19 protein-coding genes and 1 tRNA gene are annotated in these 17,469 nt (G+C 36.2%); 11 read left to right on the top strand and 9 right to left on the bottom strand.

Annotation, left to right across the window (positions count from 1 at the left end; translation table 11 throughout):
- Nucleotides 1–288: 288 nt before the first annotated feature.
- The 7 genes from MKY90_RS06435 to MKY90_RS06465 form a co-directional block, all read right to left on the bottom strand.
- Nucleotides 289–510: a hypothetical protein gene (locus MKY90_RS06435; RefSeq protein WP_098167297.1), complete on the bottom strand. Its 222-nt coding sequence runs from the start codon at nt 508–510 to the stop codon at nt 289–291.
- A gap of 317 nt (nt 511–827) precedes the next feature.
- Nucleotides 828–1,013 (bottom strand): hypothetical protein, encoded by a 186-nt coding sequence (locus MKY90_RS06440; RefSeq protein WP_000444252.1) that lies wholly within the window; start codon nt 1,011–1,013, stop codon nt 828–830.
- A gap of 86 nt (nt 1,014–1,099) precedes the next feature.
- Nucleotides 1,100–1,363: a hypothetical protein gene (locus MKY90_RS06445; protein WP_098167298.1), complete on the bottom strand. Its 264-nt coding sequence runs from the start codon at nt 1,361–1,363 to the stop codon at nt 1,100–1,102.
- 398 nt (nt 1,364–1,761) lie between these two features.
- Nucleotides 1,762–2,517 (bottom strand): helix-turn-helix domain-containing protein, encoded by a 756-nt coding sequence (locus MKY90_RS06450; protein ID WP_341090844.1) that lies wholly within the window; start codon nt 2,515–2,517, stop codon nt 1,762–1,764.
- Between the two features lie 154 nt (nt 2,518–2,671).
- Nucleotides 2,672–3,592 carry a tyrosine-type recombinase/integrase gene (locus tag MKY90_RS06455; protein ID WP_098167300.1) on the bottom strand — a complete coding sequence of 307 codons (921 nt, stop codon included), beginning with the start codon at nt 3,590–3,592 and terminating at the stop codon, nt 2,672–2,674.
- Between the two features lie 171 nt (nt 3,593–3,763).
- Nucleotides 3,764–3,836, bottom strand: a tRNA-Val gene (locus MKY90_RS06460).
- A gap of 191 nt (nt 3,837–4,027) precedes the next feature.
- Nucleotides 4,028–4,252, bottom strand: coding sequence for a hypothetical protein (locus MKY90_RS06465; protein WP_002188839.1), 225 nt, complete (start codon nt 4,250–4,252; stop codon nt 4,028–4,030).
- Between the two features lie 283 nt (nt 4,253–4,535).
- Between MKY90_RS06465 and MKY90_RS06470 the strand changes: the two genes are divergently transcribed.
- The 6 genes from MKY90_RS06470 to calY all read left to right on the top strand — a co-directional run bounded on the left by MKY90_RS06470 (nt 4,536) and on the right by calY (nt 9,709).
- The gene (locus MKY90_RS06470) at nt 4,536–4,763 is read left to right on the top strand and encodes a hypothetical protein (RefSeq protein ID WP_000251865.1); all 228 of its coding nucleotides are present in this window, start codon (nt 4,536–4,538) and stop codon (nt 4,761–4,763) included.
- Nucleotides 4,764–4,910: 147 nt separating this feature from the next.
- Nucleotides 4,911–6,197, top strand: a complete 1,287-nt coding sequence (locus MKY90_RS06475; protein ID WP_215598943.1) for a D-alanyl-D-alanine carboxypeptidase family protein — start codon at nt 4,911–4,913, stop codon at nt 6,195–6,197.
- Between the two features lie 197 nt (nt 6,198–6,394).
- A complete protein-coding gene (gene sipW / locus MKY90_RS06480) occupies nt 6,395–6,964 on the top strand; it encodes a signal peptidase I SipW (RefSeq protein WP_002064334.1) in 570 nt (189 codons plus the stop codon).
- 66 nt (nt 6,965–7,030) lie between these two features.
- Nucleotides 7,031–7,618, top strand: coding sequence for a CalY family protein (locus MKY90_RS06485; protein ID WP_063217402.1), 588 nt, complete (start codon nt 7,031–7,033; stop codon nt 7,616–7,618).
- A 164-nt stretch (nt 7,619–7,782) separates the two neighbouring features.
- Entirely contained in the window at nt 7,783–8,652 is an 870-nt protein-coding gene (locus MKY90_RS06490; protein WP_078184140.1) for a DUF4047 domain-containing protein, read from the top strand.
- A 463-nt stretch (nt 8,653–9,115) separates the two neighbouring features.
- On the top strand, nt 9,116–9,709 hold the full coding sequence (gene calY / locus MKY90_RS06495) for a biofilm matrix protein CalY (RefSeq protein WP_098167302.1): 594 nt from the start codon (nt 9,116–9,118) through the stop codon (nt 9,707–9,709).
- A gap of 82 nt (nt 9,710–9,791) precedes the next feature.
- Here calY and MKY90_RS06500 read toward each other — a convergent pair whose 3' ends face one another.
- Nucleotides 9,792–10,115, bottom strand: a complete 324-nt coding sequence (locus MKY90_RS06500) for a helix-turn-helix domain-containing protein (protein WP_002011473.1) — start codon at nt 10,113–10,115, stop codon at nt 9,792–9,794.
- A gap of 79 nt (nt 10,116–10,194) precedes the next feature.
- A complete protein-coding gene (locus MKY90_RS06505) occupies nt 10,195–10,329 on the bottom strand; it encodes an anti-repressor SinI family protein (RefSeq protein ID WP_002011474.1) in 135 nt (44 codons plus the stop codon).
- 342 nt (nt 10,330–10,671) lie between these two features.
- Between MKY90_RS06505 and inhA1 the strand changes: the two genes are divergently transcribed.
- The 5 genes from inhA1 to potC all read left to right on the top strand — a co-directional run bounded on the left by inhA1 (nt 10,672) and on the right by potC (nt 17,457).
- On the top strand, nt 10,672–13,059 hold the full coding sequence (inhA1, locus tag MKY90_RS06510; RefSeq protein ID WP_098167303.1) for a M6 family metalloprotease immune inhibitor InhA1: 2,388 nt from the start codon (nt 10,672–10,674) through the stop codon (nt 13,057–13,059).
- 157 nt (nt 13,060–13,216) lie between these two features.
- Nucleotides 13,217–14,584, top strand: a complete 1,368-nt coding sequence (locus MKY90_RS06515) for an aldehyde dehydrogenase (RefSeq protein WP_131246145.1) — start codon at nt 13,217–13,219, stop codon at nt 14,582–14,584.
- Nucleotides 14,585–14,821: 237 nt separating this feature from the next.
- Entirely contained in the window at nt 14,822–15,805 is a 984-nt protein-coding gene (gene potA / locus MKY90_RS06520) for a spermidine/putrescine ABC transporter ATP-binding protein PotA (protein WP_002126115.1), read from the top strand.
- Complete coding sequence (potB, locus tag MKY90_RS06525; protein WP_002126118.1) at nt 15,802–16,650, top strand: spermidine/putrescine ABC transporter permease PotB; 849 nt, start codon at nt 15,802–15,804, stop codon at nt 16,648–16,650. Before potA ends, potB begins: the two co-directional genes overlap by 4 nt.
- A 6-nt stretch (nt 16,651–16,656) precedes the next feature.
- Complete coding sequence (gene potC, locus MKY90_RS06530) at nt 16,657–17,457, top strand: spermidine/putrescine ABC transporter permease PotC (RefSeq protein ID WP_002011483.1); 801 nt, start codon at nt 16,657–16,659, stop codon at nt 17,455–17,457.
- Nucleotides 17,458–17,469 lie beyond the last annotated feature (12 nt).

A 17,469-nucleotide genomic window follows, 5' to 3' on the forward strand; every position in this document is an offset into this window, starting at 1 on the left:
TTTATTTTGAAGAAAGATGAGGGGATCTAATGAGGTTTTCTTCCTTGAAAGTTGGCTATCTCGGGGTTGATATTGAATCGAAGGGGATGGTTAGAGGATTTGTGCTGGATAAATAGCAAGTTTGTGAGCTATCTAATTGGTTTCAACGAGTGCACAAACTGTAATTTCAATTACCGTAATGGGTAACCCTGAGGAGGAAAACAAAAGAGCTGGCCTATTAGAGTCAGCTCGTTTGTTATTACTTATTATCATTATGAACGTTAACCTGTATAGCTTGAACCTGTGGAGTTAACAATCCTCCTCGGTTAATTCATCTAGATTAAAACTAAGAGTTTCAGAGATTTTTCCAGCTCGTAAGATAACTACATACATAATGCCTAGTTGGAATGTATCTACTTTGCAAATTTTATTAGTAATACGAGATAGTGAGTCTTGGAAGTTAGATACTAGAGTATCGATCTCCTCCATAACGATATCAAAATTAGTTGGTTGAATAATGTTTGTTGTCATAAATAATTGCTCCCTTTAGTTTTTGTTTATTTACACGAGATAGGTAATACTTACAGGTGTACAATCATGAGTGAAACGATGTAACCGACTGTGTAAAGAAAGGAAATCTGCCGCCAGCTACCAAGGTTGATTTAACCCAATCTTTAAGTTTCAACTTATTCGCCTCCTGTGGAGTCGAACCTTTACAGCTATTCCTGCTCGTGATACCATAGGGAGGAAAGAGCCTTATAGGTTCGACTGAATTGCGTAGCCTTGTTCGGTATACTCGCCAAAGTATAACTACCGAGTAGGGCTATTTTGTTTTGTGTAGTTTTAGGTTAGTCAGTTAACTTCTTGCCAGCATACATACGAGTTAACATTTTATCGATCTTATTAGCTTTATCTACTGTGTTAATCTTGTTGAGTTGATTAAAAGCTGTATAAAACCTCTTAGCATCCTCGATGGACTCCAGCTCATAGAAGTCTTTGACTTTACCGTAAAACTTTTGTTGCTTACTTTCCAAAAGTCTTGCTCACCTCGTTTCCTAAGTGGCTTAATTACATATTAATTAAAAGTTCTAGAACCGTCAATACTTTTTTGAAACTTTTTTTAATCCCTTTCTTTACCCCACAGTTTACCTTTATCAAATAACAATACAGCAAACTGAATATCGCCTTCTCCATCATAATTAACAATAGTTGTATCCTCGATAGCTCCATCATCGACTTTACCTTTACCACCAACTATGTCAGATACTTCCTCTTGAGTCATTCCTACTTCGATGGCGTTATATTCCTCCTCGCTGATTAAAGTAGGGGAACAAGCGCTAAGAAGGCCAACAATAATGAGCAGGGAACCAATGCGTTTAATCATTTGTATTCCTCCTTTGATTAGCTGAGACAGCCTAAATAAGTACAAACTTCTCTAGAATGCGTACAAGTTTGGTGAACGAGAGATAGCCTGTTTAGGTACAAATCTAAGATGACTGATAAAATCTCATGCAGGGAAATCTGGAACTTCGTTATATGGAGCGTCTCGAAAATGTAGATATTGTTTTTACATCATATGGTATTCAATCGAGCATATACCTAATCAGTTGCCAGCTCTACAGATACAGCCCACCGAGGACTATCCTAAATTAGATAGTCGTACAGGAACCAGATGAAATGCCACCCTAGTAATCAATCGGGCATAGCTAAATAGAGTCATCTCTTGTATTAAAGCACTGTAGGACAGCAACCAGATAGTAGGGATTATTACCTACAGTAATGCTACTGAAGGAAGTTGAAAAGTTTACACTTAAGAGATCGCTGAGCAGTGGATAACTTTTGAGCCAGAACCCCATAGAAGTAGCCTGTGAAATCACGTACACGTTTAACCTTGCTAGCAAGCACGCTAGCTCGTAACCCTGAGACAGCCACCTCTACAGTATCAACTAGATCGGGTGCATATTTTCGAGCAGCCAGTTGAACACGACTCCATAGCTTGTACACCTTAGTTGCATCAAAGTAGGAGATAGCCGTGCTAGCGAAATCAGTAGGAACACCAGCATCCACTAAGTGGTTTATTCCTAACTCGTCTAATACGTATGTATTATCTTTAGAGCTTTTAGTTTTGTAATTAATTGTATCTGTATGAGATGGAGGCTCCTCAGCACAATCAGGAGTAGGATCTACAGCTTCCTCGCAAGGTGACTTATCAAGGTGACTCTCATAGGGATTAATAACACAAATGAACGCTGAATAGCCACCTTTAACAGGTTTAAACTGTTCAATACGAGTAATGATGCCTAGCTCGCTGAAATGCTTGAGGGCACGCTGAACAGTACGCTTAGAGTATCCTGTTAGATCAGCTAATGTATTATTCTTTAAATATGAAACTCCTAAAAATTTACACGAATAGTTTGATAGCCTTAGAAGTATTACTCGCTCGCTGTCCTTTAAGTTATATTCTTTTAGAGTACGGTCAATAGTCTTGTCCATCTCAGTAATTGAATTAAATGATTGATACTTGCGTAATTCCTTCATAGTCATTCCTCCTATATAATCAAGAAGGAAGACCTCTTGAGCTAGTACCAATAAGCATGATACAATAGCAAACAAGAAAGCTCCTTCGAGTTTTCCTTCAAGAGAGAACCCTGTCAGGTCGCCAAACTAGAGCAGGGTTCTCTTTTTATTTGTCTTAAATCTCAAGTGAGTTAAGTGGGTTAAACTTATCGTTTTGTTCTTTCAAGGCAGTTCCCCAAAGAGCAAGGTACCTCTCAGTCATTCTTAAATTGCTATGCCTCAGCATTCTTTGGAGAGTGAAAACATCCATACCAGCCATTAAGCAACGATGAGCAAAAGTGTGACGGAAAGTATGAGCTGATAAGCGGACATCAGTAAAGTTCATTACCGCTTTGAGTCGTTTAAATATGAGTTTGATACCATTAGGTGTAAGCTGAGTACCTTCCCGAGTAGTAAAGACATACTCAGGGGTTTTACCTAGCTCACGTTCTGTAAACACCTTGTACTCACAAAGCTCTTTTACAAGCTTGCCCGTGAGAGGGACAGTCTGCTGCTTACGAGCTTTACCGAATAAGGTTACTGTTTGGTTTGCCAAATCCAATTCACTCCAGCGTATATTGATAAGCTCTCCTAACCTTGAGCCAGTTCCTAAAAGGAAAACAATAATAGTGTGATCTCGATAAGCGTAGAAGCTTTTATTTCTTGCTTTAAGTCTCCTATAGTAGCGAAGCATTTGTTTGATATGTTCATCTTGAAAGACCTCAATTTTTATTTCCTCTTTAGCCAGCTTCATTTTACGAATAGGGTTTTCTTTCTCAGCGATAATCTCCTCATGTTGTAAATAGTTAAAGAAAATCTTGAGATGGTGAAGCTTGGTATTTCTAGTTACTACGTTGTTACCTCTTGTCTTTTGGCAATACATGAGGTAACTCTTAACAGTTGCTTCTCTAATATCTCGTGTATCTATCAGTTCTCTCTCAGAGCAGAAGTTCTGGAACTCATGCATGGTAGCCATATAAGATTGAATTGTACGAGGAGACAGATTAGCGAACTCTTTTTCCTCTTTGAAATCCTTCATAGCAAACTTAAGTAGCATTTTCTTCTCAGTCCTTTCTCGGGTTTATAGAAACAAAAAAGAGGACTACCCCTGAGCCAGCTGATTTGCTGACTAGAAGTAGTCCTCTTTTAACATGTGGTGTCTGATGGAGACCTCCACAGTTTTAGCTTTTGAGAATATCCTCTCAAGCCTTGATACTATTGAGTTTTATGACCCCGGAGAGGCTCGAACTCACGACCTCCACCCTGTCAAGGTGGCGCTCTCCCTGCTGAGCTACGGGATCTTCAATAAATGCTTATGTAACAGCATCTTTAATCATTATGCTAAAGCAATTATATATAATTAACTGAAATTTTACAATATTTTCGTGGTAATTTTTTAAAGGTAAAGTATTTGGAATCACGCTAGTAGCGTATTAAGGAATATATAAGAAGAGCATTTAATTGAAAGTGGATTTTGAATAAACCGGGTATATTATGATTTCCGATACCAATCCAAAGGACCTTCATCACTTAAATCAACAAGAAAAGGGAATAAGAAATGTAAAGGTAAGCTTATAAGTTCTGGCATAGCGTTCAATGTTTTCTTTGATAGATATTGTCTTCCGAAACAATACGGACAATCTTTTTCAAATGTCACGAGTATCGACCATACATCTTTTACTTTCCACTTCGTTTTACAATATGTACAACGCGCCATGGAGTTCCTCCTCATTTTAAGGTGTTTTCTAATATATTCTATTTGATCGTACTAAAGTCAAGTGTATTTAGTGTGATAGAATATAAGTTGGTTTGTTTTTTTATATGGATGTATTCCGTAATTTATGACTAAATGAATGTAGTGTGAGGGTTATATAATAAGAGATTTTCATTTTTAATATGCAAATTGGCCAATATATCCTTTTTACAATTTTCAAGAAATCATGTATAAAAGAAGTACAAGATATTTATAAATATTCAGAAGTAGAGGGAGAATTATTGTAATGGTAAGAAAAACGTTCAAGATGCGCGTATCTAGAAATAGGACGATTTCGATTAATGGCTCAATTCTTGATGTGGATGTTACACATGATGAGTTTTTACAAGAGTTTGTTGAGTGGGTCGATTCTAAAGGTTGGTCGTTTATGGGGATGACAGATGAGATTACACCTGAGGAAGCTAGTCAAAATTTAATAGACTCATTGATTGATGAGAAGGATAAGAAAGAGTAATTCCTTCTTATTTTTTGTTGTATATTTATGTTCCTAATCGTAAAAGTGTGATATAGTAAAAAAAGTGAATATTCTTCCAAATTAATACAAATTACATATAGGTTGGTAGAGGTATTTTATAGAATGTGAAAGTAAAGGGAGAGTCATATGGTAAATTTTAAGAAAATTTCGGTTTTTGTTATGGTTATTTGTTTATTTTTTTTGACACCTATGACGTTATATGCTGAGACGAATATTGGAGTAAATCCGGAGCAAGTGGCACCTCCACCTGCGGAAGGGCCGAATGTTTTTAGTCAGTTTGCGACTACGATTGATGCGAAAACAGGGGATATGTTGTACGACAAAAATGCACATCATCGTGCGTTCCCTGCTAGTATGACGAAAGTGTTAACGGCGATTTTACTGATGGAGCATACGAAGCCAGAGGATCAATTTACGTTTTCACAATTAGCATTAGATCAAGAGAAGAGTAATTATCAAATTGAGTTTCAACCTGGTGAGACTATTAATAGAAATACTGCACTTATGATTTTAATGGTGCTGAGTGCGAATGATGTATCCTATGCGATTGCGGAGCATATTGGAGGAAGTGTTGAAAACTTCGCCAATATGATGAATGAAAGGGCGAAGCAATTAGGGGCTAAAGATAGCCATTTTGTAACGCCAAATGGATTGCATGATCCAAATCATTATACGACGCCATATGATATGGCCATGATTACGAGAGGTGTGCAAAAGTATCCTGAAATTTTACAAGCGATGAATACGAAAAGAACGACGGTTACGACATCTACGCAAACAGTTTCTATTTTTAATAAGTCTACTTATTTTGAAAATCCATATAGCATTGGTGGTAAGACAGGATTTACGAATGAAGCGCGCAATACGCTCGTTTTATTAAATGAGAAGGATGGTAATCGTATTATAAATGTAGTAATGGCTTCTCAAAGACCTGAAATTTATGAAGATTTGAAGCAGATGGCGGAATATTCTTTTGGGCAATTTACGAAGCAAACTGTACTAGATAAACATAGTTGGCACCAAAAGACAACGTATTTAAATAAAGATGTTGATTCTGAGCTGGAAAAAAGTGCTGAGCTTATGCTAAAGAAAGATGAAGGGAAAAATATAAAAACGGCTTTTCGGGTTAATTCAGTGGATAAAGAATCTTTGTATCAAAAAGGAATTCATCGCGGTGAAGTAGTTGGTGCGGTAGATATTATAAAGAATAATCAAACGATTGCGACTATAAATGTTCTTTCAAAAGAAGATGTTACTTTTGCGATGCCTAAAAAAGATACAGTTGCACCTGAAGTAAAGGAATCGAATGTGAAAGTGATAAGTGTTGGAATAGGTGCGATTTTATTATTTGGAGCGATTTTATATGTAGTGCTGCGCCGAAATAACCAAGGGATGAAATCAGAAGAAAAATAAATTGCTAGTAGACCGTGATGAGATTTTGTCACGGTCTTTTTTGTATGCATTTCAAAAATGATTTAACTAATAATTGTAAATTTTCACCTTGCATTTCTTATTTGTTCGTTATATTATTTGTGTATGTTCTTGTTAAAGAACAATTAGAGCGTTATTAATTTCAAAATGATATAAAACAACAGAGAGGGAGAGAGACGATGAAATTAATTTGGAAGGTGATTAGCAACGTTATCTCATTTGTTTTATTTGCGGTAATGGTTTGTTTAGCTTTTGTAGTTATTTCTTCAAAAGCGAGTGGTGGTGATCCAACAGTGATGGGATATCAATTTAAGAGCGTTCTTTCAGGATCGATGGAACCAACATTTTTAACAGGATCAATCATTGCGATAGAGCCAACGAAAGATGGTTCTAAATATAAAAAAGGTGATGTTATTACGTTTAAAGAGAAAGATGACAAAATTATCACTCACCGTATTATCGGTGTGAAAGATACAAATGGAAAAGTAATGTATGAAACAAAAGGAGATAACAACAACGGACCAGATTTAGCACCAGTACTTGCAGAGAATGTAATTGGAAAGTATGCAGATATTACAGTTCCATACGTTGGTTATGGACTGAATTATGCGAGTTCAAAAGCGGGAGCAGCATTACTTCTCATTATTCCTGGAGTCTTTTTACTTGGCTATTCCGCAATTTCTATTTTTGGCGCTATTCGTAGCATTGACGGAGAAAAGAAAGATAAAAAAGTAGAACAATCCGTCTAGTTCGTTTGGTTATACTTTCCGTTTAGGAAGTTAACAAATATATATATATATTAAGGGGATATGGACATGACTTTAAAGAAAAAATTAGGAATGGGTATCGCATCAGCAGTATTAGGAGCAGCATTAGTTGGTGGAGGAACATTTGCATACTTTAGCGATAAAGAAGTGTCAAACAATACATTTGCGGCTGGTACACTTGATTTAGCGGCAAACCCATCAACAGTTGTTGATGTATCGAATTTAAAGCCTGGCGATACAATTAAAAGAGATTTTAAACTAGAAAATAAAGGCTCTTTAGATATTAAAAAAGTTTTACTAAAAACAGATTACAAAGTAAGCGATGCGAAGGGCGACAATAAAGATGATTTTGGTAAACATATTAAAGTAACATTCTTAAAAAATGTAGATAAGCATGAAACAATTGTAAAAGAAACAACGCTAGATAAATTGAAGGGTGACACACTTACAGCGGTAGACAATGATTTATCTGCTTGGTTCTGGGATGAAAAAGGTATTTCTGCAGGTAAGTCAGATAAATTTACAGTGAAATTCGAGTTTGTTGATAATAAAAAAGACCAAAATGAATTCCAAGGCGATAAACTAAATTTAACTTGGACGTTTGATGCACAACAAACAGATGGTACAGAAAGATAAATATATTATAAAAGGGGCTATCAATTTGATAGCCCCTTTTACAGTTAAATAGCGTGGATTGGAATGTATTTTTCTAGGATATGGCTATCATTTTGTACAGGTCTTTATTATAATAAAAGTAACGTTCTGTATAAAGAACACATTGTTCGATGGGAGAGATTAAGATGCTGAAAACACCTCGCAAATTAAAAAGGATGCTTATATTGCCGTGTATGTGCTCTATTACGTTTTATTTAGGCTCTCAAGTGATGACGTATACAGAAGCTTCATTTATTCACGAAACGAAAGTAGAAGCCACTCTTTCTACAGCGATTATATTTCCGAAAACAGTTGATACGTTAAAAGAGCAAGCTGAGCAACATAAACAGCTTATTGGACATGAGTATGGAGAAATGAAAGCGAAATTGAAAGTTACTTCTATTGAAGAAATAGAACAAGCAATTGTTGTATGGCAGCAAGGGCGTGAGAAAATTGCTTCTGAGAATGAGGCTTTACAAAAAGTATATACTTTAATAGAAACGCCTTATAATCAAATACAAGAAGAATTAAAAGTGAACAAAAGTGAATCAATTCATCAAGTATCCTTGTATGTGAACGAAGGTTTTCATAGTATTAAAGAGAAGCGTGATTATGTTGATAAAGAAGCTAGTTTGCAAGCCATTGATGAACAAATTCAGGCTCTACAACAACTATTAAAAGATGAAACAGTAAAGAAACAGAATGAAACAGAAGCGCAAAAGAAAGCAGAAGAACAGAAAAAGTTAGAAGAACAGAAGAAAATAGAAGAACAGAAAAAGTTAGAAGAACAGAAGAAAGCAGAAGAACAGAAAAAGTTAGAAGAACAGAAGAAAGCAGGAGAACAGAAAAAGTTAGAAGAACAGAAGAAAGCAGGAGAACAGAAAAAGTTAGAAGAACAGAAGAAGTTAGAAGAACAGAAAAAATTAGAAGAGCAGAAGAAAGCAGAAGAACAGAAAAAGCTAGAAGAGCAGAAGAAAGTAGAAGAACAGAAAAAGCTAGAAGAGCAGAAAAAATAGAAATAGATAAACAGCCTGATCAAGTGGAGCATGAAAAGGCACTTCAACTGATCCAGTGAAACAGCTGGAGAATAACAAAGTGGTGCAAGGTGAATACGAATGCATTAGCTGTAAATAGCTTATAAAAAGATAATGCTTATATGAGTGTGAGGAAACGTCAGTCCTCACCTCTTTGTCTTATTTTCTTTTCTTTTCTTTTCTTTTCTTTTCTTTTCTTATAGGATTAAATATGAATAATGGTTAAGTTATCAAATTATATTTATAAAAAATCAGAAAAATCAAAAAGATATTGATAAATAAAAAAAAATGAAATATATATTGTATTTATATAGTCTTGTTCGTTATAATGAACTTAAGGTTTTCAAAAAAGAACAAATATTAGCTAAGCTAATATAGTTTTAGTTACACCTCTTATTTTGAAATAAGAGATAAAAATACAAAAAACAGCTAGGGGGAATTGATTGTGAGTCTGAAAAAGAAATTAGGTATGGGAGTTGCATCAGCAGCATTGGGGTTATCTTTAATTGGTGGAGGAACATTCGCTTACTTTAGCGATAAAGAAGTATCAAACAATACATTTGCAGCTGGGACGTTAGATCTTACATTAAACCCTAAAACGCTTGTAGATATTAAAGATTTAAAACCAGGGGATTCTGTTAAGAAAGAGTTCTTATTAAAGAACGACGGTACTTTAGCAATTAAAGATGTTAAATTAGCGACAAAGTATACTGTGAAAGATGCAAAGGGCGATAATGCTGGTGAAGATTTTGGTAAGCACATTAAAGTGAAATTCCTTTGGAACTGGGATAAACAAAGTGAGCCTGTATATGAAACAACTTTAGCAGATTTACAAAATGTGGATCCAGATCTTTTAGCTAAAGACATCTTTGCTCCTGAGTGGGGAGAAAAAGGTGGCTTAGAAGCTGGTACAGAGGACTATCTATGGGTACAATTTGTATTCGAAGAGAATGGTCAAGATCAAAACAAATTCCAAGGCGATTCATTGAACTTAGAATGGACATTCAATGCTAACCAAACAGATGGAGAAGAAAAATAATAAATAAAAAAAGCGGGGGATTCCCCGCTTTTTTTTATAAAGAAAAAAAGAAGTGCCCGTTTTAAGCACTCTTTTATATGTATTATTGTTGATTTTTCTTCCATTGTGTAAATTCGAGAAATTCACGAAACTGTTCTTTTGAGACACCAGAGCTCATCGCATCTTTAACGAGCTGTGTCCATTCGGAGTCTAGATGACTTTCCGTTGTTGTTTCATCGTGAAGTAAAGTATCAACTGGAATTTGTAGAACAGCTGCAATTTTTTCAAGAAACTGAATAGAAGGGTTTTTTTGTAAATTCCGTTCTATAGAACTAATGTAAGATTTAGCGACACCAGCTTTTTCGGCGAGTTCTGTTAATGAAATGCCTTTTTGTAAACGAAGGCGTTTTATACGTTCTCCTATCATATTTGCGCACCTTTCTATCAATATGTAGTCGTCTTATGATGTGATCATTATAACATAAACTTCGTTAAAAAGAACGAGGCTATTGGGCCTGGCTCGTATGCTTCATACGTTGAAAAAAGTGTTCAATATCTTGCAGGGCAATGCCAGCATCTAGAGCTTCAAGTATTAAATCAATCCATTCTTGATCTAGTGAGTCAGCCTTATCTTTGTACAAATGTAATTCCTCCCTAATTAGTGGTCATAATTGCTGCTACAGAATATATGATAATGCAATCGGATTTTGTATTTTATATAGTGAATTATCATATATTTTGTAGATGAAACAAAGATAAAATCCCCATTAAATTCCCTCTATGGCGATTATAAAGTTTCTGGCAAATATTTTCAATATTTTCTGAAAACATTGTTGAATTGTGATATATTCGTATACTAACTATGAAATTTTTACAAATATATTAAAAAAATTACATAATATAACTAAATATTGAAAATATATTGAATTTTTAATAATATAGAGTATGTAATACATATTTTATATTAGGGGAGGCAATAAGGGATGAAAAAGAAACCATTTAAAGTGTTATCATCAATTGCTTTGACAGCTGTTCTAGGCTTGTCGTTTGGTGCTGGAAGCCAGTCTGTATATGCTGAAACGCCGGAGAACAAGACAGCTACAAGCCCAGTTGATGATCACTTAATCCCAGAAGAGAGATTAGCAAATGCGCTAAAAAAACGTGGGGTAATTGATTCATCTGCTTCAGGGACAGAAACAAAGAAAGCTGTCGAAAAGTATGTAGAGAAAAAGAAGGGTGAAAATCCTGGGAAAGAAGCGGCAAGTGGGGACCAACTTACGAAAGATGCATCTGACTTTTTAAAGAAAGTGAAAGATGCAAAGGCAGATACGAAAGAAAAATCAGAGCAGCCAGCAAACGGGACTACAGCAGGAACAGGTCCAGTTAGAGGAGGCTTAAATGGGAAAGTACCAACTTCACCTGCTAAGCAAAAAGAGTATAACGGTGAAGTTCGTAAAGATAAAGTACTTGTTTTACTTGTAGAGTACGCTGATTTCAAGCATAACAATATTGATAAAGAGCCTGGCTACATGTATTCTAACGATTTTAACAAAGAACATTATGAAAAAATGTTATTCGGTAATGAGCCATTCGCGTTAGAGGATGGAAGCAAAATCGAAACGTTTAAACAATATTACGAAGAGCAATCAGGTGGTAGTTACACAGTGGACGGAACAGTCACAAAATGGTTAACAGTTCCAGGTAAAGCTGCTGATTACGGTGCAGATGCTGGTACAGGTCATGATAATAAAGGACCAAAAGGACCACGTGATCTAGTAAAAGATGCATTAAAAGCTGCTGTAGATAGCGGACTTGATTTATCGCAGTTTGATCAGTTCGATCAATATGATGTAAATGGTGATGGGAATCAAAATCAACCGGACGGTTTAATCGATCACTTAATGATTATTCATGCGGGTGTTGGACAAGAAGCTGGCGGTGGTAAATTAGGTGATGATGCAATTTGGTCACATCGCTGGACAGTTGGACCAAAACCATTCGCAATTGAAGGTACACAAGCGAAAGTTCCATATTGGGGCGGAAATATGGCAGCATTCGACTACACAATTGAACCAGAAGATGGCGCGGTTGGTGTATTCGCACATGAATATGGCCATGATTTAGGTCTTCCAGATGAGTATGATACACAGTATAGCGGTGATGGTGAACCGGTTGAAGCTTGGTCTATTATGAGTGGCGGAAGCTGGGCTGGTAAAATCGCAGGAACAACGCCAACGAGTTTATCACCACAAAATAAAGAGTTTTTCCAAAAAACAATCGGTGGTAACTGGGCGAATATCGTAGAAGTAGATTACGAGAAATTAAATAAAGGTATCGGTCTTGCAACATACTTAGACCAAAGTGTTACGAAGTCAGATCGTCCAGGTCTGATTCGTGTTAACTTACCAGATAAAGATGTAAAAGGAATTCAGCCTGCATTTGGTAAACAGTATTACTACAGCACAAAAGGTGATGACCTTCATACAACGATGGAAACGCCACTATTCGATTTAACGAAAGCAACGACTGCAAAATTCGATTATAAGTCATTGTATGAAATCGAAGCAGAGTACGATTTCCTTGAAGTACACGCTGTAACAGAAGATGGACAAAAAACGTTGATTGAAAGAATTGGTGAGAAAGCAAATAGTGGAAATGCAGCTACGACAAATGGAAAATGGATTGATAAATCATATGATTTAAGTCAGTTCAAAGGTAAGAAAGTGAAATTAACATTTGAGTACATTACGGATGGTGGTTTAGCGTTAAACGGATTTGCTCTTGATAATGCGTCATTAACAGTAGATGGTAAAGTTGCATTCTCTGATGATGCAGAAGGTACACCACAATTCAAATTGGACGGTTTCGTTGCATCTAACGGAATGGATAAGAAAAAGCATAACTACTATGTAGAGTGGAGAAACTATGCGGGTTCAGATAACGCATTGAAATTTGCTCGCGGTCCAGTATATAACACTGGTATGGTTGTATGGTATGCGGATTCAGCTTACACAGATAACTGGGTTGGCATACATCCAGGACACGGTTTCCTTGGTGTAGTTGACTCTCATCCAGAAGCAATTGCAGGAACTTTAAATGGCAAACCAACATTTACAAGCAGTACGCGATTCCAAATTGCTGATGCGGCGTTCTCATTCGACAAAACGCCAGCTTGGAAAGTTGTATCTCCAACGCGTGGAACATTCGTATACGATGGATTACCAGGGGTACCGAAGTTCGATGACTCTAAAAAGTATATTAATGAGCAAATTCCAGATGCAGGACGTATTTTACCGAAGCTTGGTCTGAAGTTTGAAGTAGTAGGACAAGCTGATGATAATTCTGCAGGTGCTGTTCGTTTATACCGTTAATACAGTAAAACTACCGAGAGAATTTCTTTCGGTAGTTTTTTGTGAGCAATGAATTTTATATAAAAGAAAAAATTATATATAATGTAATTTTACGAGTGAAAAAGTTCTATATAAATAATGAAAGAATTGGATAAAAATAGTGGGAGAAGGTGAATAGATGAGCATTTCTTCTATTGTAAATAAACAAAAGCAATATTTTTATAATGGATATACGAGAAGTATAGAAACAAGAAAAAATAATTTAAAAAAGCTTTATGATGGAATTCAGCGTTTTGAAGGTGAGATTTTTCAAGCGTTGAAATTAGATTTGAATAAATCAGTTCACGAATCATTTACAACAGAAATTGGATATGTACTAAAAGAGATTTCTTTTCAAATGAAGCATATTTCATCTTGGAGTAAACCGAAGCGTGTTCGCACAGCTCTTACTCATTTTGGATCGAAGGGGAAAGTGGTGCCAGAACCGTATGGTGTGACGCTTATTATCGCACCGTGGAACTATCCGTTTCAATTAGCGATTGCACCACTCGTAGGAGCATTGGCAGCTGGCAATACAGTCGTTTTAAAGCCGTCAGAGTTAACACCAAACGTTTCAAAAGTGCTTACGAGAATGTTAGGTGAATTATTCCCAGAAGAGCTTGTATCGGTAGTAGAAGGCGGCGCTCAGGAAAGCACTGCACTTTTAAAGGAACCGTTTGACTATATTTTCTTTACAGGTAGTGTTGGTGTCGGAAAAGTTGTGATGGAAGCAGCGGCGAAAAAATTAACGCCTCTTACGTTAGAGCTTGGCGGGAAAAGCCCATGTATTGTACATAAAGATGCAAAGCTAGATGTAACCGCAAGACGTATCGTTTGGGGCAAGTTTTTGAATGCTGGGCAGACGTGTGTAGCGCCTGATTATATGTACGTTCATTCTTCAGTGAAAGAGCAGTTAATCGAGGCATTACGACATGAAATCGCAGAGCAATATGGAAAAGATGCTTTGCAAAATGACAATTATGTACGAATTGTAAGTGAGCGTCATTTTGAACGCTTATGTACATTTTTGCAAGACGGTAAACCTGTGATTGGCGGGAATTATACGAAAGAAACATTACACATCGAGCCGACAGTATTAACGAATGTTACATGGCAAAGTGCTGTTATGGAAGATGAAATTTTTGGACCTATTTTACCAATTATAGAATATGACAAAATAGAAGAGGTAATTGAAACGATTCAGCACCATCCAAAGCCGTTAGCACTATATGTATTTTCTGAAGATAGAAAAGTGCAAGAGAAAGTGACGAGTAATATTTCATATGGCGGAGGATGTATAAATGATGTCGTATATCATCTTGCAACGCCATATTTACCTTTTGGGGGCGTTGGAAGTAGTGGATTAGGCAGCTATCATGGTGAACAAAGTTTTCGGACTTTTTCCCATTATAAAAGCATTTTGTCCCAATCTACAGCATTCGACATGAAAATTCGTTACTCTTCTACAAAAAGTGCTTTAAAATTCATACGAAAGTTGTTAAAATGATGATGGTGTTTATCAGTAGGCGTAGCCGTATGATAAAAACCCCTTCGCAACTGAAGGGGTTTTTCTGTTCGACATATGTATCATGCGAAAATGAATCAAACATACTACATAAAGAATAGAAGAGAACGCTGCTAAACAACCATTTTTGTTTGGATCGAAACAAAAAAATAGTCTATAGAACATAAATATTTATTCATGAATATAAAAATTAAAATTTAAGGTAGATAGGACGGGAAAATGAAAAAGATTATTAAAGTTGAAGCAGTAGAAAAACATTTTGGAAATCAAGTGATTATCCCCCCTCTTTCTTTAGATATTAAAGAAGGAGAATTTTTAACAATTTTAGGACCGAGTGGTTGCGGGAAAACGACTTTACTTCGTATGATCGCAGGATTTGAAACCCCAACTAAAGGGAATCTTTTATTAGATGATGAAAAGATTAACGATTTGCCGCCATACAAGCGTCATATGAATTTAGTGTTCCAACATTACGCACTATTCCCACATATGAATGTTGAAAAAAATATTTGTTTCGGTATGAAAATGCAAAAAGTATCAGCAGCAGAACAGAAAGAACGTGCGGAAGAGGCAATGCGTTTAACGCAGTTACTTGAGTTCCGTAATCGTAAACCTTCGAAGCTTTCTGGTGGACAGCAGCAGCGTGTAGCAATTGCAAGAGCAATTGTAAACAACCCACGTGTATTACTATTAGATGAGCCACTTGGAGCGCTTGACTTTAAGTTAAGAAAAGATTTGCAACGTGAATTGAAAAACTTACAACGTAATTTAGGAATTACGTTCATATATGTAACGCACGATCAAGAAGAAGCGATGAGTATGAGTGATCGTATTGTCGTTATGAATAAAGGGCATATCGAACAAGTCGGCACGCCTAAGGAAATTTACAATAAGCCGAAAACATTGTTTGTTGCGACGTTCATCGGTGAAAATAATATCGTGAAAAATGGGGGAAACTACGTAGCAGTTCGCCCTGAAAATGTAAAAGTTCGCTCGGTTGAAGAGCCAATTTTAAAAGAATACCATCTTGGACATATTGAAGATATTGAATTTGTTGGAAATATGGAAAAGCTATATGTACGTGAGGAGAAAACAGCGGAATTACTAATGGCATACCAAACTGCTGAAGAAGCAACGCAGTGGAGCATTGGAGATAATGTATATGTAGGCTGGGAGCAAGAGGACGAGGTGACCTTAAATTGAAGAAAGGGAAATTACTCGCATTACCTACAGTCGTATGGCTGTTACTCTTCTTCCTAATTCCACTTCTGTTCGTATTAGCATTTGCCTTCATGCAGCGCGGAGCATACGGGACAGTGGAAATGAAATTTACATTAGATAACATAGCACGTGTGTTTGATCCATTATATATGGGGACGTTATGGGAAACAGTGAAGATAGCTGTTATTACGACAGTACTATGTTTATTAATCGGTTATCCATTCGCCTATACAATTACAATTGTTGATCGTAAATATCGTTCTATCCTTCTATTATTGGCAACGATTCCGTTCTGGATTAACTTTCTTGTTCGTTCATACGCATGGATTGTTATTTTACGTTCACAAGGTCTTGTAAACACATTGCTATTGAAACTAGGTATTATTAGTGAACCTTTAAATCTGCTATATAATACGCCTTCTGTAATACTCGGAATGGTATATTCTTTATTACCATTTATGATTTTACCAGTGTATGCAGCAATTGAGCAGCTTGATAAGCGTAAGCTAGAGGCGGCTTATGATTTAGGAGCAACACCAGTAAAGGCATTTTGGAATGTAACAGTACCGATGACGATGTCAGGGATTACAACTGGTTCTATTTTAGTATTCGTTTCTTCTATCGGAATGTTTGTTGTATCAGACGTTATGGGTGGATCGAAAGTAGCATTAATCGGAAACGTAATTCAAAACCAATTCTTAGGTTCACGTGACTGGCCGTTTGGTTCCGCGTTATCTATGATTGTTGTTCTATTCTCTGTTCTGTTAATTTACTTATATTATCGTGCAACGAAAGTATATAAATATGATGGAAACGGAGGGGAATAGGCAAAAATGAAGAAGTTTTTAGTTTCTTATTCTTGGTTAATCTTATTGTTTTTGTATTTTCCAATGATGGTTTTAATGGTATATTCCTTCAACGATTCTCGCATTAATGCGGAATGGGAGGGCTTTACACTCCATTGGTATACAGATTTATTTCAAAAACAAGATGTTATTGATGCGTTTGTAAATAGTATGACGATTGCTGTTATAACGACAATTGTGACGACAGTTCTTGGTGTGATTTTTGCTATTGCATTACACCGTTACAAATATCGTTTTGAAGGGGCTATTAACGGTCTTGTATATTTACCAATTTTAATTCCTGATATTTTAATGGGATTATCTTTACTTATCCTATTTAGTCAATTAGGTATGGAACTTGGAAAAACAACAATTATTATTGCACACATTACATTCAGTATTTCATTTGTTGTTGTTATTTTAGCGGCACGTCTTTCTGGTATGGGACGTGATTTAGAAGAGGCTGCAAACGATTTAGGAGCAACGCCGTGGCAAACGTTTCGTTATGTAACGTTTCCAGCAATTGCACCAGGAGTTATTTCAGCCGCATTATTAACATTCACATTATCGATTGATGATTTTGTAATTAGTTTCTTCGTATCAGGACCAGGATCAACAACATTGCCATTATACATTTATAGTATGGTTAAGCGTGGAGTATCGCCTGAAATTAATGCTCTTTCTACAATATTAATTGTTGTAATTGTAGGATTAATGGTGCTATCGGAAATTTTCCGTAATAAAGGTGCAGACGGTGAAGAGAACTCTGGAGGACACCTTCCTTTATAATACGAATGATAT

Source organism: Bacillus sp. FSL P2-0099, assembly GCF_038007445.1.
Taxonomy (GTDB): Bacteria; Bacillota; Bacilli; order Bacillales; family Bacillaceae_G; genus Bacillus_A; species Bacillus_A mycoides.